General features: G+C 48.4%; 16 protein-coding genes. 9 read left to right on the top strand and 7 right to left on the bottom strand.

The window, feature by feature from the left end:
• From O3660_RS08485 to tal, 4 genes are all read right to left on the bottom strand, one after another.
• Window positions 1–514: transposase (locus O3660_RS08485; RefSeq protein ID WP_371464835.1), on the bottom strand; the 514-nt coding region annotated here is incomplete at its 3' end.
• Between the two features lie 162 nt (window positions 515–676).
• Entirely contained in the window at window positions 677–1411 is a 735-nt protein-coding gene (locus O3660_RS08480; RefSeq protein ID WP_049351100.1) for a LytTR family DNA-binding domain-containing protein, read from the bottom strand.
• 238 nt (window positions 1412–1649) lie between these two features.
• Window positions 1650–2537 carry a tRNA glutamyl-Q(34) synthetase GluQRS gene (gene gluQRS / locus O3660_RS08475; protein WP_049351101.1) on the bottom strand — a complete coding sequence of 296 codons (888 nt, stop codon included), beginning with the start codon at window positions 2535–2537 and terminating at the stop codon, window positions 1650–1652.
• A gap of 152 nt (window positions 2538–2689) precedes the next feature.
• Window positions 2690–3745 (bottom strand): transaldolase, encoded by a 1056-nt coding sequence (gene tal, locus O3660_RS08470; protein ID WP_308905176.1) that lies wholly within the window; start codon window positions 3743–3745, stop codon window positions 2690–2692.
• A gap of 134 nt (window positions 3746–3879) precedes the next feature.
• Here tal and O3660_RS08465 point away from each other — a divergent pair, with 134 nt between their 5' ends.
• From O3660_RS08465 to hpf, 7 genes are all read left to right on the top strand, one after another.
• Window positions 3880–4854, top strand: a complete 975-nt coding sequence (locus O3660_RS08465; RefSeq protein ID WP_049328826.1) for an SIS domain-containing protein — start codon at window positions 3880–3882, stop codon at window positions 4852–4854.
• A gap of 66 nt (window positions 4855–4920) precedes the next feature.
• Window positions 4921–5457: an HAD family hydrolase gene (locus O3660_RS08460; protein WP_049351103.1), complete on the top strand. Its 537-nt coding sequence runs from the start codon at window positions 4921–4923 to the stop codon at window positions 5455–5457.
• Window positions 5454–6035 (top strand): LPS export ABC transporter periplasmic protein LptC, encoded by a 582-nt coding sequence (gene lptC / locus O3660_RS08455; RefSeq protein WP_049351104.1) that lies wholly within the window; start codon window positions 5454–5456, stop codon window positions 6033–6035. Before O3660_RS08460 ends, lptC begins: the two co-directional genes overlap by 4 nt.
• A complete protein-coding gene (lptA, locus tag O3660_RS08450) occupies window positions 6016–6546 on the top strand; it encodes a lipopolysaccharide transport periplasmic protein LptA (protein WP_049351105.1) in 531 nt (176 codons plus the stop codon). The genes lptC and lptA overlap by 20 nt, the downstream gene beginning before the upstream one ends.
• Window positions 6547–6617: 71 nt before the next feature.
• Window positions 6618–7352, top strand: a complete 735-nt coding sequence (gene lptB / locus O3660_RS08445) for an LPS export ABC transporter ATP-binding protein (protein WP_003679854.1) — start codon at window positions 6618–6620, stop codon at window positions 7350–7352.
• A gap of 182 nt (window positions 7353–7534) precedes the next feature.
• On the top strand, window positions 7535–8890 hold the full coding sequence (rpoN, locus tag O3660_RS08440) for an RNA polymerase factor sigma-54 (RefSeq protein ID WP_049328830.1): 1356 nt from the start codon (window positions 7535–7537) through the stop codon (window positions 8888–8890).
• A 49-nt stretch (window positions 8891–8939) separates the two neighbouring features.
• Window positions 8940–9254 carry a ribosome hibernation-promoting factor, HPF/YfiA family gene (gene hpf, locus O3660_RS08435; protein ID WP_003679851.1) on the top strand — a complete coding sequence of 105 codons (315 nt, stop codon included), beginning with the start codon at window positions 8940–8942 and terminating at the stop codon, window positions 9252–9254.
• A 73-nt stretch (window positions 9255–9327) separates the two neighbouring features.
• Here hpf and O3660_RS08430 read toward each other — a convergent pair whose 3' ends face one another.
• Window positions 9328–10605 carry an AmpG family muropeptide MFS transporter gene (locus O3660_RS08430; protein ID WP_318250505.1) on the bottom strand — a complete coding sequence of 426 codons (1278 nt, stop codon included), beginning with the start codon at window positions 10603–10605 and terminating at the stop codon, window positions 9328–9330.
• A 257-nt stretch (window positions 10606–10862) separates the two neighbouring features.
• Window positions 10863–11036 carry a hypothetical protein gene (locus O3660_RS08425; RefSeq protein ID WP_318250504.1) on the bottom strand — a complete coding sequence of 58 codons (174 nt, stop codon included), beginning with the start codon at window positions 11034–11036 and terminating at the stop codon, window positions 10863–10865.
• A 912-nt stretch (window positions 11037–11948) separates the two neighbouring features.
• Here O3660_RS08425 and ftnA (O3660_RS08420) point away from each other — a divergent pair.
• Both ftnA (O3660_RS08420) and ftnA (O3660_RS08415) read left to right on the top strand, forming a co-directional pair.
• Entirely contained in the window at window positions 11949–12434 is a 486-nt protein-coding gene (gene ftnA, locus O3660_RS08420) for a non-heme ferritin (protein WP_003686837.1), read from the top strand.
• Between the two features lie 16 nt (window positions 12435–12450).
• On the top strand, window positions 12451–12948 hold the full coding sequence (gene ftnA, locus O3660_RS08415) for a non-heme ferritin (protein ID WP_003686798.1): 498 nt from the start codon (window positions 12451–12453) through the stop codon (window positions 12946–12948).
• 171 nt (window positions 12949–13119) lie between these two features.
• On the opposite strand, the gene pgi is transcribed toward ftnA (O3660_RS08415), so the two are convergent.
• Window positions 13120–14760 carry a glucose-6-phosphate isomerase gene (pgi, locus tag O3660_RS08410; protein ID WP_049351106.1) on the bottom strand — a complete coding sequence of 547 codons (1641 nt, stop codon included), beginning with the start codon at window positions 14758–14760 and terminating at the stop codon, window positions 13120–13122.
• Window positions 14761–14929: the final 169 nt, after the last annotated feature.

Below are 14929 nucleotides of genomic sequence, written 5' to 3'. Positions count from 1 at the left end.
TTGTCCAACGGGCATCTTTATCTTTACTCGGTGTGGTTTGTCCGCTGACTTGTCCTTCTTCATCGACTTCTATGGCCTGACGCTGTTTGCTGCCGGCGGTCTGAATAATGGTGGCGTCAACGACGGCGGTGGATGCTTTCTCTACTTTTAAGCCTTTTTCGGTCAGTTGGCAGTTAATCAGTTTTAGCAATTCGGACAGGGTGTCGTCTTGCGCCAGCCAGTTGCGGTAGCGGCATAAGGTGCTGTAATCGGGGATGCTCAACTCGTCAAAACGGCAAAACAGGTTGAAATCGATGCGGGTGATGAGGCTGTGTTCCAGTTCGGGATCGGAGAGGCTGTGCCATTGTCCGAGCAGGACGGCTTTGAACATGGACAACAGGGGATAGGTGGGACGACCGCGGTGGTCTCTAAGGTAACGGGTTTTTTGACGATTCAGGTATTGTTCGATCGGTTGCCAATCAATCACCTGATCCAACTTCAATAGTGGGAAACGGTCGATGTGTTTGGCAATCATGGCTTGTGCGGTTTATTGAAAGAAGGTGCCCATGGAAAATCCCCTAAATGTCTTGGTGGGAATTTAGGGGATTGGGGGGAATTTTGCAAAGGTCTCAGGCCGTCTGAAAATATCTTTTCAGACGGCCTTTGATTTAAAGAGAGCCAATCAAGGAGCGCATTGTTAGATGCTGTTTTTAATGATTTTCCTCAGGGTGGACAGTTGTCGGCGGCTGACAGGCAACGGAGTTGGAATATCGAGAATTTTAGCACCCCATGTGGATGCGTATTCGTCGTTTTCGTCATCGTCCAGTCGAATCAGGCTGTCGAGGGTGTGGCGGAAGACGAGGGCATTGCGGTGGATGCGGATGACTTTATCGCCCAGCAATTCTTCCCAGTAAACCAATGTTTTCGGTAATTCGTAGCTGTGGCCGTCGCCGGTAAACAGATAGACGGTTTTGTGTTCCGCCATCAGGTAACGCGCCTGTTGCCATGGGATTTCAACCATGCGTTCGCGGTTGTACACTTTGAAATGGGTGAAACTGTCTGCTTTTTCGCGTTTTTTCTCGATGATGCGGTCAAGCGCGGTTTGCAGGCGGGTCATTTTGATTGGTTTGAGCAGATAGTCTGCGGCAGCCAGCTCAAACGCGCGCAGGGCGTGTTCTTCATAGGCTGTGGTGAATACAATTTCCGGCTGGCGCTTGGCGGTACGCTTAATGCGTTCGACAAACTCGAGACCGTCGATTTCCGGCATGCCGATGTCGGCAAAGACGATGTCGACTTCGTGGACGCTCAGCCACTCCAATGCTGGCATGGCATGGTGAAAGACGTTGAGTAGTACGACATTGCACTCTTCCAATAATACACGTAAGCGTTCTGCTGCTAATACTTCGTCTTCTACAATAATGGCACTTGGCATAGCGGTATTCTTTTTGTTGTATCGTGGGAGATCTGCCGCGTTTTGTCATCCTCAATAACGCGTCAGCCGTATGTTGTTACAACCTTGAAATTATCAGTTTGTGACAATTTTAGGAAATTTTCAAAATATACATGATTTTTCGCTTCTTGGGCATGGTTTGGGATGAACCGGAAGATTACTTACATAACTTTATGAAATATTGTAATACCTAGAGTAATTTTGTTGTAATCGTGCTAATTCAGTCTGTGATAATGGACGATTTTGGGATTTTGTCCATTTGCCAGTGTACTACCGCCCAATCAAGCAATTCCTGCGGACGGTTCACGGTAGGTGCATCGGGTAGGTTGAGGTAGGTTAGGACTTGGCGTAGGAGTTGTTCTTTTTGATTCAAATCCAAAGCCGGGGCAAGGGTTTGTTTCGACCATTTTTGCCCTTGATTGTTGGTCAATAGGGGAAGGTGGGCGTAGGCCGGTGTGGGAACGCCGAGGCATTGTTGCAGATAGATTTGGCGCGGCGTGGAAACGAGCAAGTCCTGACCGCGGACAATATGCGTTATGCCTTGATCGGCATCGTCGGCAACCACGGCAAGCTGATATGCCCAATAGCCGTCGGCACGAAGCAGGACAAAATCGCCGATATCATGTGCCAGATTTTGTGCGTAATGTCCGACAATGCCGTCTGAAAAACCGATCATGCGATCAGGAACTTGAATGCGCCATGCCGGAGTTTTGTTTTGCGTGTCGGGTCTTTGCTGAGGATTGCGGCAACGGCCGTTATATACAAATCCGTCTGCGCCATGTGTTGCCGCCGCCTGCCAGTCTTTGCGGCTGCAATAGCAGGGATACACCAGCCCGGCTGTTTTAAGACGGTCGAGGGTGTCTTGATATAGGTCGTAACGGCGACTTTGATAGGCGACTTCGCCGTCCCACTCAAAACCGAAAGCTTCGAGCGTGCGCAAAATGTCGGCAGCGGCGCCGGGCATTTCGCGCGGGGGGTCAAGGTCTTCAATGCGGACCAGCCATTTGCCCTGATGAACGCGCGCGTCGGCATAGGAGGCGACGGCGGTCAGTAGGGAGCCGATATGAAGCAGGCCGGTAGGGCTGGGGGCGAAACGTCCTATATACATGGCAGGGTGGTTTTGTAGGGCAGGGGCAGTGTGTCTGCACGCTATTCAAATCGTGATAGAAAAGGGCGTGCCGTACACGCCCGAATTTGGGTTTCAGACGGCCTGAGACTTTTCAAAATGATTTAAGTTTCTTGGCCGTCCGTTCAATTCGCTTAAGCCAAGGGAGCCAGTAGTTTGGCGAAAGCATCTTCAAATTGTTTCAAACCGTCTTCTTGCAAACGAGTTGCCAAAGTTTCAACATCAATGCCGAGTTGGGCGGTTTCGGCAAGCTGCGCTTGGGCTTCGTCCGTGCCTTCGGTCAACGTGGCTTTGGCGGTGCCGTGGTCGATAAAGGCTTTGAGTGTGGCATCGGGAACGGTGTTGACGGTATGGGCGCCAATCAGGCTGTCAACGTACAACGTATCAGGATAGGCAGGGTTTTTCACGCCAGTAGATGCCCACAAAAGTTGGACGCGGTTGGCACCTTTTTCGGCAAGTGCGGCAAATTCGCTGCTGCTGAAGTATTGCGCCCAATCTTGATAGGCGGCTTTGGCCAGCGCAATGGCGACTTTGCCTTTGAGGTAGTCGGGCAGAGTGGCGTCTAATGCGGCATCGACACGGGAAATAAAGAAGCTGGCGACAACTTGGATATGGGAAACGTCATGTCCCGCCTCCAAACGTTTGGCAATGCCGCGTGTGTAGGCTGCATAGGCTTTAAGGGTTTGGGCGCGGGAGAAGAGCAGGGTCAGGTTGACGCTGATGCCGTCTGAAACGAGGGTTTCAAGCGCTTCGATACCTTCGTCGGTTGCCGGTACTTTAATCATGGCATTTTTGCGGCCGATGGCGGCGTGCAGGCGGCGCGCTTCTTCAACCGTACCTTGTGCGTCTTTGGACAATTCAGGCGAAACTTCGAGGCTGACGAAGCCGGTTTTGCCGCCGGTGGATTCGTGTTCGGCAAGGCATACGTCGCAAGCGGCTTGCACATCGGCAACCGCCATGGTTTCGTAGCGTTGTTTCGGGGTTAGGTCTTGTTGTTTGAGCGCGGCTACTTCATCGGCGTACAGCGCGTCTCCGGCAAAGGCTTTTTGGAAAATGGCAGGATTGGAAGTTACGCCACACACACCTTGTTTCAGCATTTCTGCCAATTCGCCGCTTTGTACCAGCGAACGGGAGAGATTGTCCAACCAGATTTGTTGTCCTAATGCTTTAACGTCCGATAAAATAGTCATCTCAGATTCCTTTTACATAATAGGTTTGTTTGTGAAGTGGCGGTAATGCTACGCCGATTCGATGAATTTGAACAGTTTACAGCCGATTAATTTGGGCAAAACAAACCTAAATTCAAGCACGAAAGGTAGTTTTGATGGCGGAAAACACACTTTATCTCGACTGGGCGCGTGATGTATTGAATACGGAAGCCGAAGGTTTGCGTGAAATTGCGGCGGCTTTGGACGACAACTTTGTCCGTGCGGCGGAAGCGTTGTTGCACTGCAAGGGCAGGGTTGTGATTGCCGGTATGGGCAAGTCCGGACACATCGGCCGCAAAATGGCGGCGACCATGGCTTCCACCGGCACGCCTGCGTTTTTCGTCCATCCTGCCGAAGCGGCGCACGGCGATTTGGGCATGATTGTCGATAACGATGTCGTGGTTGCTATTTCCAATTCCGGCGAAAGCGACGAAATTGCGGCGATTATTCCGGCGTTGAAACGCAAAAACATCACGCTCATTTGCATCACTGCTCATCCGACTTCGACCATGGCGCGCCATGCCGATATCCATATTACCGCGGCGGTTTCCAAAGAGGCCTGTCCGCTCGGCCTTGCACCGACTTCCAGTACGACCGCCGTGATGGCGTTGGGCGATGCGCTGGCGGTGGTATTGTTGCAGGCGCGTGCGTTTACGCCGGACGATTTTGCTTTAAGCCATCCGGCCGGCAGCTTGGGCAAACGCCTGCTGCTGCGCGTGGCGGATATCATGCACAAAGACGAAGCCCTGCCAGCCGTTTTGTTGGGCACGCCGTTGAAAGAAGCCATTGTCCGCATGAGTGAAAAAGGCTTGGGCATGTTGGCGGTAACCGATGCCGAAGGCCGTCTGAAAGGCGTATTTACCGATGGCGACTTGCGCCGTCTGTTTCAAGAACGCGACAGCTTTGCCGGTTTGAAAGTGGACGACATCATGCACGCTTCGCCAAAAACCATCTCCGCCGACCGTCTCGCCACCGAAGCTTTGAAAGCCATGCAAAGCGGCCATGTGAACGGTTTGCTGGTGGTCGAAGAAAACGGCGTACTGATTGGCGCGCTGAACATGCACGATTTATTGATGGCACGAATTGTCTGAAACGACGGCAAAAACGTTTTCAGACGGCCTTATGCTAGAATAGGCCGTCTGAAATAAGGAAACCTTATGCAAAACCTCTCTTCCGACCTGCAACAACGCGCTTTAGGTATCAAACTGCTGATACTGGATGTGGACGGCGTTTTGACCGACGGCCGCATTTTTATTCGCGACAACGGCGAAGAAATCAAATCGTTCCACACTTTGGACGGACACGGTTTGAAAATGCTTCAGGCCGGCGGCGTGCAAACGGCGATTATTACCGGCCGCGATGCACCTTCCGTCGGTATCCGCGTGAAGCAGCTCGGCATCAACTATTACTTCAAAGGCATTCACGACAAACGTGCCGCCTACGCCCAATTACGCGAACAGGCCGGTGTGGAGGAGCATGAGTGCGCCTTTGTCGGCGACGATGTTGTCGATTTGCCTGTGATGGTGCGTTGCGGATTGGCGGTCACCGTCCCTGAAGCGCATTGGTTTACTTTGCAATACGCCCATTATGTAACTCGGCGTTCCGGCGGCGCAGGCGCGGTGCGTGAAGTGTGCGATTTGATTATGCAGGCGCAAGGTACGCTTGAACCTGCTTTGAAAGAGTATGTACGATGAAAATCAGATGGCGTTACGGAATCGCCTTTCCGCTGGTGTTGGCCGTCTCACTCGGCGCACTGGCGGCGTGGCTCGGCCGCATCAGCGAAGTACAAGTCGAAGAAGTCGTCCTCAATCCGAATGAGCCGCAATATGCTATGAAAGGCATCAACGGCAAACGTTTTGACCAAGAAGGCCGTCTGAAAGAAAACCTGAGCGCGGTCGATGCCGTCCAATATCCGAATAGCGCGGATGTGCATTTGGACAAACCGCATCTTTCGTTTTACCGCGACGGCAACCTGTTGTACGAAGTCGGCAGCGACAAGGCTGCGTACAATATTCAAAACAAAAAAGTCGTTTTTGAACAAAATGTCGTCTTAAACAAAGCGGCAGATGCCAAGCGTTTGGCCGGCATTGTCAAAACCGAACGTTTGAATGTCGATACCGAGGCGCAATACGCCTATACCGACAGTCCCGTTACTTTCCAATACGGACAGTCCGGCGGTCAGGCAAACGGCATGACTTATGATCACAAAACCGGTTTGCTGAATTTCCCTTCCAAAGTGAAAGCCACAATTTATGATACAAAAAATTTGTAAAACCTTAGCCCTTGTTGCCGTTTTTGCCGCCAGCCCGGCCTTTGCCCTGCAAAGCGACAGCAAGCAGCCGATTCAAATCGAAGCCGACCAAGGCTCGCTTGATCAAAACAACCAAAGCACCACCTTTTCCGGCAACGTCATCATCAAACAAGGCACGCTCAATATCCGTGCCGGCAGCGTAACCGTTTCGCGCAACGACAAAAGCGAGCAGTTGATGAAAGCCACCGGCTCGCCCGTCAAATTCAGCCAAGAGTTGGACGGCGGCAAAGGCGTGGTGAATGGCCAAGCCAATACCGTCACGTATTCTTCCGCAGCCAGTCTGGTTACCCTGACCGGCAATGCCAAAGTACAGCGCGGCGGCGATGTGGCTGAAGGTGCGGTCATCACTTACAACACCAAAACTGAGGTTTACACCATCAACGGCAGCGCCAAATCCGGTGTGAAATCCGCCGCCAAATCCGGCCGCGTCAGCGTTGTCATCCAGCCGTCCAGCCCGCAAAAAAACAAATAAGAAAACACACGAACAAGGCCGTCTGAAAAAGGTTCAGACGGCCTGAGGTCAATATCGAAAGTCAACAGAATATGAGCGCAAACAACAGCCGTCTTGTGGTTCAAAACCTGCAAAAAAGTTTCAAAAAACGCCAAGTCGTCAAAAGCTTCTCCCTGGAAATCGAAAGCGGCGAAGTCATCGGCCTGCTCGGTCCCAACGGCGCGGGTAAGACCACCAGCTTTTACATGATTGTCGGCCTGATTGCCGCCGATGCAGGCAGCGTGATGCTGGACGGCCAAGAGTTGCGCCACCTGCCCATTCACGAGCGCGCCCGCCTCGGCGTCGGCTATCTGCCGCAGGAAGCCTCGATTTTCCGCAAAATGACCGTGGAACAAAATATCCGCGCCATTTTGGAAATCAGCATGAAGGACAAAAGCCGTATCGATGCCGAACTTGAAAAACTGTTGGCCGATTTGAACATCGAGCGCCTGCGCAACAACCCTGCGCCGTCCTTGTCCGGTGGCGAACGCCGCCGTGTCGAAATCGCGCGCGTGTTGGCCATGCAGCCGCGTTTCATTTTGCTGGACGAACCTTTTGCCGGCGTTGACCCGATTGCCGTCATCGATATTCAGAAAATTATCGAGTTCCTCAAATCACGCGGTATCGGCGTATTGATTACTGACCACAACGTGCGCGAAACCCTCAGCATCTGCGACCGTGCCTATATCATCAGCGACGGTACGGTATTGGCTTCAGGCAAGCCGGATGATTTGGTCAACAATGAACAAGTCCGTTCGGTTTACTTGGGTGAAAATTTCAAATATTGAATGCATATTTGGCGGTAATCGTAAAACCGGTTTCACACGAGGCTCTCATTTTAATTGAGGGTGGCTCTAAATATTGAAATAATTACTAAAAATACAAATATAATACCGATAACCTAGTTTTTCAGACGGCTCTCCGTACGAAGGCCGTCTGAAAAACTATCCATACACTTTGAAAAAACACTATGTCTTCACTCGTCCTTAAACTCAAACAGACCCAGCAGCTCAACCAGCGGCTGCAGCAGTCTTTGCGCATCTTGCAGATGTCGGGTCTTGAGCTTGAGCGCGAAGTGGAAGACTGGTTATTAGACAATCCTCTGCTTGAGCGTCCGGAAACCGATGAGTTTGCCGATAGCGGACTCAACCGTACCGTCACCATGCCGCGCGCAGGTCAGCAGTTGAGCGGCGATGATGCCGAAGATATTTGGAGCAACATCGCCGAAGAAGAGGATTTCAAACACTATCTGCATGCCCAAGTGTGCGAGCATCCGCTCTCGCAAGTGGAAGCGGCCTATGTTCATGTCTTGATTGATTTTTTGGGCGAACAAGGCTACCTCACCGACAGCCTTGAAGAAATCATCGACCACACGCCGTTAGAATGGATGCTGGACGAAGAAGCCCTGCAAAATGCACTGGATATATTGCAAACCTTTGATCCGCCCGGCGTGGCGGCGGCGGATTTGACCGAGTCGCTCATGCTGCAGTTAATGCGTTTGCCGGCTTCTCCTGCCCGACAAATGGCCGCGCATTTGGTGCAAAGTTCGCTTCAAGACTTAGGCAAAAACCGCAAACAAAATGTTCTGCGTTTCCGCAAACTCTATCCCGATACCGACAGTGAAACCATAGAAGCCGCGCTCGATATGATTGCCGAGCTCAATCCCTATCCGGCCTACGGTTTCGCCTCTGCCACGCCCACGCCTTATATTCAGCCTGACGTTTGGGTCAAAGAGGGCAAGGATGGCTGGGAAGTCATCAGCAACGAGGCGGCTTGGCCGAAGCTGCAGCTCAATCAGGAGTATTGCGACCTGATGAAATCAGCGGAAGAGGGCGCACTGGGGTGGAAGGAAAAAATCAACGAAGCCAAGCAGCGTATTGATTCTTTGGAGCTGCGTAAAAGCACGGTCCTCCGCCTTGCTGAGTATATCGTCAAAAATCAGGAAGATTTTTTCATCTTCGGAGAAATCGGCCTGTCGCCAATGCTGATGAAAGATGCCGCCGCCGAATTGGGTCTGGCGGAAAGTACCATCTCGCGCGCCGCCAATCAGAAATATTTGTCTTGCCCGCGCGGCCTGTTTGCGTTACGCTATTTCTTCACACAGGCAGTCAATGCCGACGATGACGGCGAAGGGTTCAGCCAAGGCGCAATCAAAGCCGTATTAAGCCAGCTGATTGAAAGCGAAGACAGCAGCAAACCCTATTCGGACGAGACCCTCGTCAAATTATTAAAACAACGCGGCATTGAAATCGCCAGACGTACAGTTGCAAAATATAGAGAATCATTAGACATCCCACCGGCACACAAGCGAAAATTTACCGAGTAGATATATTCCGATCCGTTTTGACGGACTAATCAACCGAAGGAGCTGTATCATGAATCTGAAAATCACCGGTCTGAATTTTGATGTTACCGAAGCCATCAAAAACTATGTTTCCGACAAGTTGGCACGAATCAATCGCCACGCCGACAACATCATCTCTGTGACCATTACGCTCTCGGTGGAAAAAGTCAATCAAAAAGCTGAAGCCGATGCGCATCTGGCAGGCAAAGATTTGCACGTTGAAGCGATTGAACAGGATATGTACGCTGCGATTGATGTTTTGATGGACAAGCTCGACCGCGCTGTTTTGAAACATAAAGAAAAAAGCGGTGATGTCCGCAGTACTGTCAAACCTGCTGCCGAATAAAGCTTTTGTATGATAAAGGCCGTCTGAACATTCAGACGGCCTTTTGTTTTACTAGAAGTTTTAGACTGGCAATCTAGTTACTCATTTTTTCGCCATTCCACGGTGCCACTTTAAACAGCAGCAACATGCCCGGTATGCCCAAAGCAAAACACAGCCAGTAAAAATTAAAGTAACCCATCGCTTCAATCAGATAACCTGCCGAAGCATTGATAAATGTACGGGGAACGGCTGACAGGCTGGTAAAGAGGGCTAATTGTGTGGCCGTAAATACTGGATTGGTTTCACGAGCCATATAGGCAACAAATGCTGCTGTACCCAGACCTACGCCAGCTGCTTCTGCACCAATTACAGCTGCAAGCATCATTTGTTCTGTTAGTGTGATGGTTTCGAATTTGCCAAAATTTGCCAGCCAAGCAAAGCCTAGAATCGTTACCCATTGCGCCACGCCGAAAATCCACAAAGCTCTATTGATGCCGAGCTTTATCATCCAAATACCGCCTACAATACCGGCAATGACAGCAGGCCATAAACCGGCATTTTTGGCAATGAGGCCGATGTCGGTTTTGCTGAAGCCCATGTCCAGATAAAACGGCGTTGCCAGAGACGTTGCCATACTGTCGCCCAGTTTGTAGAGAAAGATAAACAGCAATACCAATATGGCCTGTTTGATTCCTTTGCGTGAGAAGAACTCACTGAAAGGGTCAGAGACTGTTTGGGCAAATGTACGAGGCACAGTTGGGGGAATATCAGGCTCTTTGGCTAAAAACAGGGTCATCAGCAGACCCGGCAACATAAATAGCGCCGTGATGATGAATACGTTGTGCCAAGGCATTAAGTCGGCCAGAATCAAGCTGAGCGAGCCGGGTACCAAAGCGGCGATACGGTAGGCATTGACGTGGATAGAGTTGCCTAAGCCTAATTCTTCATCTGACAAAATTTCGCGTCGAAATGCATCCAATACAATATCTTGGCTGGCAGAGAAAAAGGCGACCACCAACGATAAGCCCATAATTACATATAAATGCTGAGCAGGATTTAGGAAGGCGTAAATGAGCAAGGTCAGCAGCAAACCAATTTGCGTAACCAGCATCCAACCGCGCCGCCGTCCTAAAAAAGGTAATCTGACCAAATCAATGACGGGAGACCAGATAAATTTCCAAGTGAAAGGCAGCCCGATAAGTGCCATCAGGCCGATGGTTTTCAAATCGACATATTCGCTGCGCAACCATGCTGGAATCAGGTTGATCAGAAAATAAAGCGGCAACCCCGAAGTGAAGCCTGTAAAGATACAAATCAGCATACTGCGCGAGAAAATCTTGCGCCAAGTGCTGGTTTGGGGTGCGGTTGTCATAGTGGAATCAATAAAAAAGAAAAGGGATATTGTAGCAAAGATGGGGGATATGGCGAATTAACTTCTGCTATCTTTGTTGAATAAAGGCCGTCTGAAACTTTGACAAATTAAGTTTCAGACGGCCTTTTGTTGGAACAACTGGTTTGGCGGGCAACGGAGACTTCAGGACGGAAGAAGGGTTGCTTGGGTGTATTCATAAAATTGAAGTTAAGAAAGTTACAGACGACCCCTAGAGATCGTTTGAACGATGAGAAATATCAGTGGTAATTTGTGCCGTCAGTGTAGCCGTTTCCTGATTTGCCCACAGCAAAAGCAGAAATCGGACCGACCGTTACTGTCCCTTTAGGCTGAGTTTCTTGGTAATACTCATATGCTGCAACACCCATACCAGTTGCAGCACCAACAGCAGCACCAATTGTGCCACCGACCATAATAGCTGGTCCGGCAGGAATACTGCCAAAAGCTATACCGACACCCAGACCAATACCTGCACCAATTGATCCTCCTATTTATGCACCATTTGCTCCTCCTTGAAGGATTCTCTCTCCTAAGCCTCCTCCATAAATTAGTTCCAGATCCTCAATGGATAGTTCAATCATGTTATTTTTCCTTTTCAAAAAAATTAGATGTAGAATATTGAGTCAATACACCCAATATGGAAAAAATAATAAAAGCATGAATATAAATCATAAAATCAACATTATCTCCTTGGTAGCTTTCATAAATAAAAACGATTGGTATTGATATACAAATTAAAATATACAGGTACTTTGAAATTACCAGTAACTTATACACAAATTTTGATTTCATAGCCTAGTCTTTCATTTGAATAAAATCTACCCTAATCAACTTTCCAACCAACTTCCTAACTTCTTCATGCTTTCCCTGATTGAAGTTAACCAGTAGATTTTTCAACAATATGTATATTATGTTAAATAATAAATGGTAATTGTCACATTCAAATATTAAGGATAACCTACTTTGAAACTATATCGCTTTGATGCGTAATTCTATAAAAAACATTGAATTTTCATGTTTTCTATTTATCCAGTATTTTGGAGTTGATAAGTGAGAGCAAAAAACTTTGGAAATCTACGATTCTCCTTCCAACACCTCATCATTTCTCTAGAGAATTTAGGCAAAGGCGATATTGATAACTCATTTCATTAAATGGAACCAAATGAGAATGATTTATTTATAAAATCCTTTTAAATTAATGTGTTACAATAAAAATTGATAAAATAAAATTGACTATTCTCAATAAAATGAGTAAAATTCATCCGCAAATACAAATTTTGTATTGTGATACATCTATATAACCGCATTAAGAAAAGGAGTTAGTTATGCTAAGTAAGTCAATTACAGCAAAATTAAACGAACAAATTAATCTCGAGTTGTATTCATCAAATGTCTATTTGCAAATGAGTGCATGGTGCCATAAACATGGTTATGAAGGCGCTGCGGCATTTTTACTTCGTCATGCCGATGAAGAATTGGAACATATGCAAAAGTTGTTTACTTATGTGAGCGAAACCAGTGGAATGCCTTTGTTAGGTAAAATTGACGCCCCTAAACACGATTACGCTTCATTAAAAGAAGTTTTTGAAACAACACTTGAACACGAAAAACTAGTGACATCTAAAATTAATGAGTTAGTTGAGAGTACTTTTGCAGAAAAGGATTACTCTACTTTTAACTTCTTACAATGGTATGTAGCTGAACAGCATGAAGAAGAAAAATTATTTAACAGTATTGTTGATAAATTCAAACTTCTTGGTGAAAGTGGTACAGCGCTCTACTACATTGATCGTGAATTAAAAACTTTATAAGAATAGGAGAAATAAAATGTTATCAAATAGCGTGATTAAACTATTAAATGATCAAATGAATTTAGAGTTTTATTCTTCTAACTTATATTTACAAATGAGCGCCTGGTGCGAACAACAAGGTTTCGAAGGAGCTGCAAAATTTTTATCAGAGCATGCGGCTGAGGAAATGCAGCATATGCGTAAACTCTTCACTTATTTAAATGAGACCGGCGCATTGGCTATCATCACACAAATTGATGAACCACCTCATCAATTTTCATCATTGAAACAAGTACTTGAATTAACTTATGAACATGAAAAGTTAATTACCTCTAAAATCAATGAATTAGTTGGTAGAACTTTTGAAGAGAAAGACTACTCTGCCTTTAACTTCTTACAATGGTATGTGGCTGAACAACATGAAGAAGAAAAATTATTCAGTGGAATTTTGGATAAATTAAATCTTCTTGGTGAAGATGGTAAAGGTTTGTTCTTAGTTGATAAAGATTTAGGCGCATTAACAACAAACAACTAATCAAGTCTGATGAAAAAGGCTAAGTCATTATCGATTTAGCCTTTTTTTATATCAAAATCTAGCTACTTTTGTCTAAAAGTGCGGTGCTTTAACGGTTCATTCTTACCGCCGATTAGGTTTTGAAATGTCCGTAAGATAGGTAGATATGCTAGTCTTACGGACATTTTATTTTCAGACGGCCTTCGATCTTGCGTTGCAGTTGCGGTAGAAGGCGATCAGACCGTTGGTGGAGCTGTCATGTGCCGGCGTGCCGCGTTCGAGTTCGGGTTCGATGGTTTTGGCCAGCTCTTTGCCGTATTCCACGCCCCATTGGTCGAAGGGGTTGATACGCCAAATCACACCCTGTACGAAGGTGCGGTGTTCGTAAGCCGCCATCAGCATGCCGAGGTTGAAAGGTGTCAGGCTGTCGATAAGCAGGCTGTTGCTCGGACGGTTGCCGGGGAACTCTTTCTGCGGCGCAAGGCGGTCGCGTTCGTCTTGGGGCAGGGCAGCCAATTCGATTTGCACTTCGTCTAAGGTTTTGCCTTTCATCAGCGCTTCGGCTTGGGCGAAGGCATTGGCAACGGTAAAGCGGTGTTGGCGGTGGTTGCCGTAGACTGTGGTCATGGGGACGATGAAGTCGACGGGAATCAGACGCGTGCCTTGGTGCAGAAGCTGGAAGTAGGCATGTTGGCAGTTGACGCCTTCATCGCCGAAGACAATGCCGCCAGTGGTGCAGGAAACGGGTTGGCCGTCTGAAGTACGCTGTTTGCCGAGGCTTTCCATATCGAGCTGGTTGAGCCACGGGGTAAAGAGGCGCATGTTGTGGCTGTATGGGACAACGGTTTGGCCGTCTGAATGTTGGAAGTTGTTGTACCAAACGTTGATGAGCGCCATCAGGACGGGAATGTTGCGGCGGAATGGCGTTTCGAAGAAATGGGTATCCATCGTGTGTGCGCCGGCCAGCATTTTGCGGAACGCTTTTTCTCCGACGGCAACCATCAATGGCAGGCCGATAGGCGACCAGACGGAATAGCGGCCGCCGACCCAGTCGGACATGGCAAAGACTTTGTCGGGGGAGATACCGAAGTTTTGGGCAGCGGCCACATCGGCGGAAATGGCGCAGAAGTGGCGGTAGATGCCGGAATCAGGTAAACCTGCATCGCGATACCAAGTGCGCGCAGCATAGGCATTGAGCAGGGTTTCCGGTGTGCGGAACGATTTGCTGGCAATGCTGAATACGGTGGTTTCGGGGTTGAGGCCGAGAAGGGTTTGGGTCAGGTCGGCATCATCGGAGTTGCTGACAAAGTGGACGCGGATGTTTTGCCAATAAGGCTGCAGCGCCTGTGTGGCCATGCGCGGCCCTAAATCGGAGCCGCCGATACCGATGTGAACCAAGTCGGTAATCGGCTTGCCGGTAATGCCTGCGTGCGTACCGTCTAAAAGTTGGCGTGCGAACTCGAGTGCGCGGTTGAGTTCGTGATGAACATTGGGCACGATGTTTTCGCCGTCAACGTAAACAGGTTTGGCATTGGCAGGCAGGCGCAGGGCAGTGTGGAGGACGGCGCGGTGTTCGCTGGTGTTGATTTTTTCACCGCTGCTCATGGCCTGCATATATTGTGGCAAATCGGCTGCTTCGGCCAGTTGGCACAATAAATCTAGGGTGTTTTCATCTAGACGGTTTTTGCTGTAATCAAATAACAAACCGTGCAGAATTTCGTGCATATTGTTGAAACGTTCGGCATCTGCGGCGAAGCGTTCGCGCAGGGTAACGTGTTGAGTATCGGCATGATGGGCTTCCAAGGCCTGCCATGCGTCTGAGTATGCGGACATCTCGTTTCCTTAGTATGTAACGGTAAACAAGCAGGGTATCTATTTTCTGCTTTTTGTAGTTGTTTGTAGTTTAACAAATTTGGACAACTTTTGGGAGGTGGTAGGGGCGGTTTTGTTTAAGAAATGTATGCAAAATTCAATATAAACGGTTGATTATCATCAAGTTTCT

The sequence above is a fragment of the Neisseria sp. 27098_8_139 genome (genome assembly GCF_041433195.1).
Lineage (GTDB): Bacteria > Pseudomonadota > Gammaproteobacteria > Burkholderiales > Neisseriaceae > Neisseria > Neisseria subflava.
The sequence above is the reverse complement of the archived record's forward strand: the minus strand, read 5'-3'. Positions and strand labels throughout refer to the sequence as shown.

Bases quoted from the DNA above. Each gene is read 5' to 3' on its own strand.
- O3660_RS08480 (WP_049351100.1), bottom strand. From the start codon at position 1,411: ATGCCAAGTGCCATTATTGTAGAAGACGAAGTATTAGCAGCAGAACGC.
- gluQRS (WP_049351101.1), bottom strand. From the start codon at position 2,537: ATGTATATAGGACGTTTCGCCCCCAGCCCTACCGGCCTGCTTCATATC.
- tal (WP_308905176.1), bottom strand. From the start codon at position 3,745: ATGACTATTTTATCGGACGTTAAAGCATTAGGACAACAAATCTGGTTG.
- O3660_RS08465 (WP_049328826.1), top strand. From the start codon at position 3,880: ATGGCGGAAAACACACTTTATCTCGACTGGGCGCGTGATGTATTGAAT.
- O3660_RS08460 (WP_049351103.1), top strand. From the start codon at position 4,921: ATGCAAAACCTCTCTTCCGACCTGCAACAACGCGCTTTAGGTATCAAA.
- lptC (WP_049351104.1), top strand. From the start codon at position 5,454: ATGAAAATCAGATGGCGTTACGGAATCGCCTTTCCGCTGGTGTTGGCC.
- lptA (WP_049351105.1), top strand. From the start codon at position 6,016: ATGATACAAAAAATTTGTAAAACCTTAGCCCTTGTTGCCGTTTTTGCC.
- lptB (WP_003679854.1), top strand. From the start codon at position 6,618: ATGAGCGCAAACAACAGCCGTCTTGTGGTTCAAAACCTGCAAAAAAGT.
- rpoN (WP_049328830.1), top strand. From the start codon at position 7,535: ATGTCTTCACTCGTCCTTAAACTCAAACAGACCCAGCAGCTCAACCAG.
- hpf (WP_003679851.1), top strand. From the start codon at position 8,940: ATGAATCTGAAAATCACCGGTCTGAATTTTGATGTTACCGAAGCCATC.
- O3660_RS08430 (WP_318250505.1), bottom strand. From the start codon at position 10,605: ATGACAACCGCACCCCAAACCAGCACTTGGCGCAAGATTTTCTCGCGC.
- O3660_RS08425 (WP_318250504.1), bottom strand. From the start codon at position 11,036: ATGGTCGGTGGCACAATTGGTGCTGCTGTTGGTGCTGCAACTGGTATG.
- ftnA (WP_003686837.1), top strand. From the start codon at position 11,949: ATGCTAAGTAAGTCAATTACAGCAAAATTAAACGAACAAATTAATCTC.
- ftnA (WP_003686798.1), top strand. From the start codon at position 12,451: ATGTTATCAAATAGCGTGATTAAACTATTAAATGATCAAATGAATTTA.
- pgi (WP_049351106.1), bottom strand. From the start codon at position 14,760: ATGTCCGCATACTCAGACGCATGGCAGGCCTTGGAAGCCCATCATGCC.